Annotated in this window: 5 protein-coding genes; 3 read left to right on the top strand and 2 right to left on the bottom strand. The window is 61.3% G+C overall.

What is annotated here, in order from left to right; all coding sequences use genetic code 11:
* Positions 1-163: 163 nt before the first annotated feature.
* Positions 164-1066, top strand: coding sequence for a DMT family transporter (locus tag AC1DWI_RS14065; RefSeq protein WP_477725052.1), 903 nt, complete (start codon positions 164-166; stop codon positions 1064-1066).
* 14 nt (positions 1067-1080) lie between these two features.
* Entirely contained in the window at positions 1081-1503 is a 423-nt protein-coding gene (locus AC1DWI_RS14070; protein WP_477667855.1) for an acyl-CoA thioesterase, read from the top strand.
* Positions 1504-1608: 105 nt separating this feature from the next.
* Here AC1DWI_RS14070 and AC1DWI_RS14075 read toward each other — a convergent pair whose 3' ends face one another.
* Positions 1609-2511: a metal-dependent hydrolase gene (locus tag AC1DWI_RS14075; RefSeq protein ID WP_477667854.1), complete on the bottom strand. Its 903-nt coding sequence runs from the start codon at positions 2509-2511 to the stop codon at positions 1609-1611.
* An 82-nt stretch (positions 2512-2593) separates the two neighbouring features.
* Positions 2594-3217 carry a peroxidase-related enzyme gene (locus tag AC1DWI_RS14080; protein WP_477667853.1) on the bottom strand — a complete coding sequence of 208 codons (624 nt, stop codon included), beginning with the start codon at positions 3215-3217 and terminating at the stop codon, positions 2594-2596.
* A gap of 327 nt (positions 3218-3544) precedes the next feature.
* Between AC1DWI_RS14080 and AC1DWI_RS14085 the strand changes: the two genes are divergently transcribed.
* A partial coding sequence (locus tag AC1DWI_RS14085; protein WP_477725053.1) for a peroxidase family protein occupies positions 3545-4817 on the top strand: 1273 nt, incomplete at its 3' end.

Consider the following 4817-nt stretch of genomic DNA (forward strand, 5'->3'; position numbering starts at 1 on the left):
CGTGATGGAAACCGGCTGGTATGCCGTGGTGGCGGTGGTTTTGTCTTCCGCTGTGCCGCGCGCAGCCTACCTGCGCAGCAAGGCTGCGGTAGACCGCACCGCCGCCGGTGCGATGGGGCTGCTAGGTTTGCGCCTGGTAGCCACTGCGCACACTGCCTGACGGATGCTGACGGGCATTCTGGCCGGGCTCGCGGCGGGCGCGCTGTGGGGCCTGGTGTTTGTGGCGCCGCGCATGCTCGACATGGGCGTGGGCGGCTATTCGTCCATTGACCTGACGGCCGGGCGCTTTGCGGTGTACGGCGTGTTCGCCGTGCTGGTGATGCTGGCGGGATGGCGCACCCGCCGCCTGCCCACAGCGCGGCAGGCGTGGGCCGCTCTGGTCATGAGCATTCTCGGGTTCAGCGGCTACTACCTGCTGCTGGTGCTGGCTATACGCGACGCCGGCAYCGAAGTGCCTTCGCTGGTGATCGGCACCATTCCGATCTGGGTCATGTTGCTGGGCAAGCCGCAAGGCCTGCGTTGGGCTTCCCTGCTGCCCGGCCTGGCGCTCACCTTGGCAGGGCTGGCACTTATGATGGGTTCCACCCACGAGGCCGGCGAGGGAACGGCTACACATTTCTGGCGCGGCATGCTGTTTGTGTCGGCCTCGCTGGTGTGCTGGACGGCTTTTGCGATCCTGAATTCAGCCTGGCTCAAGCGGCACCCTGAAGTCAACGCCACCGACTGGGCCAACTGGCTGGGTGTGGCAACCGGCCTCGGGGCATTGCTGATGTGGCTGCTTGCGGGTTCGAACGCAAGCGTGCTGGCTGGCCGTGAAGACCGTGGTGTGTTCGTGCTGCTGTGTGTCCTGGCCGGTCTGGGTTCCACCTGGCTGGCGACAATTTTGTGGAACATGGCCAGCCAGCGGCTCAGCGCCAGCCTGTGCGGGCAGCTCATCGTGAGTGAAACCATTTTTGCACTGCTGTATTCGTTTGCCTGGGATGGCCACTGGCCCACACTGGTACAACTGTCTGCCTGCGTGTTGTTCACACTGGGAATCCTGGCTTCCATCAGGGCTCATCGATAGGGGAAATTGGCATCATGAAAATTGAAATTCCCGAAAAGAAAAAGCTGGTCCACGAGATGCATATCCCCATCCGCTGGGGTGACATGGACGCGATGGGCCACCTCAACAACGGCACTTACTTCCGTTATCTCGAAACCATCCGCATCGACTGGATGTACGGCATTGGCTGCAAGCCCGACCCTCAGGGGGAAGGCCCGGTCATCGTCAATGCCTTCTGCAATTTCTACAAGCAGCTGGAATACCCCGGCGACGTGCTGATGAAGATGTACGTGAGCGACCCTGGCCGCACCACCTTTGAAAGCTGGGCCACCATGGAGCGCGCGGATACGCCGGGCGTGATCTGCGCCGCGGGCGGCGCCACCACCATCTGGGTGGACTTTCCGGCACAAAAAGCCAAAGCCCTGCCCGAGTGGATGCGCAAGCTGGTTGAAGCGTAATTCTGAAAGAAAAATCCCGCTGGCCTAATCAGGTCATGCGCAAACAGCTATCAATAAGATAGCAATCCTGGCGACATATGGGTGCTGCAGCATCGCAGCAAAGCTTCAGCGAACTGTGCGAAAGCTGTCCGCGTGCTCTTTCAACCAGCGCTGGGCAATGGCGCGGGTTTGCTGGCCGGGTTCAGCAACAGTTTCCTGGTCGGGGTGGAAGTCCCGCCTGAAGTAGGTCAGCAGCGGGGCGGTACAGCGCCACACAACGCCATTTTTTCCCCAGAAAAATTTCATCGCACTCCACCAGGTGCCTGGTTTGAACAGCGTGCCGTCATGCCAGAGGTTCAGCACCGTTTGCCGGCCCGAGTCCCAGGAAAACAGCAGCAGCGCGTAGACATACCAGCGCACGCGCCATGCGTGGTTTCCGCCAAGCGCTTGGTACAGGTCGTAGGCTACCGCGCGATGCTCGGTCTCTTCGGCTGCGTGCCAGCGCCAGAGGGTCTGCATCTTCGGGTCTGCATGGTCCAGCGCGTCACCGTGGCGAAGCATGTAGTCGGCCAGCACCGCCGTAAGGTGTTCGTAGGCTGCCGTGACCGCAAGGAAGTGGTGGGGCGCCACACCGCGTTTTTTGGCAAAGTCAATGCGGGCCGTGGCCCAGTGTTGCCAGCGGTTGACCAGGCCCTGCCTCTCCAACTGTGCGTTGTACAGGCCGTGGATGTGGCGGTGGGTAGCCTCCTGGCCGATGAACTGTGCAGTGGCTTCATGCAGCAGCGCGTGCTCTGGCGTGCGAGGCAGCAATTTGGCGCAGTCGCGCACGGCCTCGATGAACGACTGCTCGCCGACCGGAAAACTCATCGACAAGGCGTTGTGGTACTGGCTCAGGAAGGCATCGCCGCCAAACCAGTGGCGGTCAAAGCCATCGCTCAGGTCGATCTCCAGCTTGCGCACGGTCAGGCCGTAAGCGCCGGCTGATGGGGTAGAAGATGTCGAGGCGGTGGATGTGGCGTCTGGTGCCATGGTTTTTAAGTCTTGTGAGAAGGCTGATTCATGAGCATAGCGGGTGCGCAGGGTCCTGGGCGTGATTCGCGCCTGAGCGGTTTCAGGCGGCCTTGGGCGGCTTGGGCACACGGCCCATCAGGTAGAACTCGGGGTTGGGCTGCATGTTGCTGAAGCTCGCCATGCGGTTGGAGAGCCCAAAAAAAGCCGTGATGGTCGCGATATCCCAGGCGTCTTCATCGTCAAAGCCGTGGCCGTGCAGCGCTTCAAAGTCGCTGTCTTCAATCTGGTCTGCTTGCAGGCATACCTTCATCGCAAAGTCGAGCATGGCGCGCTGGCGTGGTGTGATGTCAGCCTTGCGGTGGTTCACCGCCACCTGGTCGGCCACCAGCGGTTTCTTTTCATAGATGCGCAGGATGGCGCCGTGTGCCACCACGCAATACAGGCATTTGTTGGCGGCGCTCGTCGTGGTGACGATCATCTCGCGCTCGCCCTTGGTCAGGCTGCCGTTGGGGTTGGAGCCTTCTTCCTTGAGCATCAGCGCATCGTGATAGGCGAAGAAGGCACGCCATTCGGCAGGGCGGCGCGCCAGCGCCAGGAATACGTTGGGCACGAAGCCGGCTTTTTCCTGCACCTCCAGTACTTTGGCTTTGATGTCTTCCGGCAGGTCCTTCAGTTCGGGAGCAGGGTACCGGGGTGCTGTGCCGGCGGTTTTGGGGCTGGTCATGAGGGTTCCTTCAAAGGCTTTATAAGTGACTCGATAAGTGACTCGGACCCAAGCGTAACTGCAAGATTACCCGTCAGGTCGCGCTGGGGAATTGAAGCCAAAACAGATGCAATTGATAAAAACTATTAGGTAAATATCTTTAATTGCCTTTGATTATTTTGCAGTGAAACCTAGACTGTGCTTCACAGGCCATCACCTGGCAAGCCCGTCAAAGGAGACCCCATTAGCAGCCCCACCCACACGGCCTTGACCAAAGCGTCCCGGCTGTCCCGCAGTGCAATTCCATGYCGTCATTCGGCACCACTTAATCATCAAAGGTAACTCATCATGGCTGATCACAACACGCAAAGCGAAGGCGGCTGCCCATTCTCGGGTGGCGCCCGCAAACATGCCCTGGCTGGTGCCGCAACGAACGCCGATTGGTGGCCCAATCAGCTGAACCTCAAGATCCTTCACCAGAACTCATCGCTGTCCGATCCCATGGGCGAGGCGTTCAACTATGCCGAGGAATTCAAGACCCTGGACCTGCATGCCGTGGTGAAAGACCTCCATGAGCTCATGACGGATTCGCAGGACTGGTGGCCTGCGGACTACGGCCACTATGGCCCATTCTTCGTTCGCATGGCGTGGCACAGCGCAGGCACCTACCGGATCGCCGATGGACGCGGYGGCGCCGGCTCCGGCACACAGCGATTCGCACCACTCAACAGCTGGCCGGACAACGGAAACCTCGACAAGGCACGCCGCCTGTTGTGGCCGATCAAGCAGAAATACGGCCGAAAAATATCCTGGGCCGACCTGATGGTTCTGGCCGGCACCGTGGCCATGGACTCCATGGGATTCAAGACCTTCGGCTTTGCCGGCGGGCGCCCGGACGTCTGGGAGCCGGAAGAGATTTACTGGGGCCCTGAAGCCGAGTGGATGGGCGACAAGCGCTACACCGGCGACCGCGAACTCGAAAACCCGCTCGGTGCTGTGCAGATGGGGCTGATCTATGTGAACCCCGAGGGCCCGAACGGCAAACCGGACCCGCTGGGTTCGGCGCGGGACATCCGCGAGACCTTCGCCCGCATGGCGATGAACGACGAAGAAACTGTTGCGCTCACCGCCGGCGGGCACACCTTCGGCAAGGCCCACGGCGCTGCCGATCCGGGCCAGTACGTGGGTCCCGAGCCTGAGGGCGCCACCATTGAAGACCAGGGGTTTGGCTGGATCAACAAGTTTGGCGGCGGGCACGGCGTGCACACCGTCACCAGCGGTATCGAAGGTGCCTGGACCAAGAACCCCACCAAGTGGGACAACGGTTACTTTGAAAACCTGTTCGGCTACGAGTGGGAGCTCACGAAGAGCCCTGCCGGTGCCCACCAGTGGAAGCCCAAAGACCCCRCCGCGGCGACCACCGTGCCGGATGCCCATGACCCTGTGCTGCGCCATGCCCCGATGATGACGACCGCCGACATGGCCATGCGCATGGATCCGGCTTACGAAAAAATCTCGCGGCGCTTCATGGCGAACCCGCAGGAGTTTGCCGACGCCTTCGCCCGGGCCTGGTACAAGCTGACGCACCGTGACATGGGCCCGGCTGCGCGCTACCTGGGCC

Source organism: Polaromonas sp. P3_C2 (genome assembly GCF_056402675.1).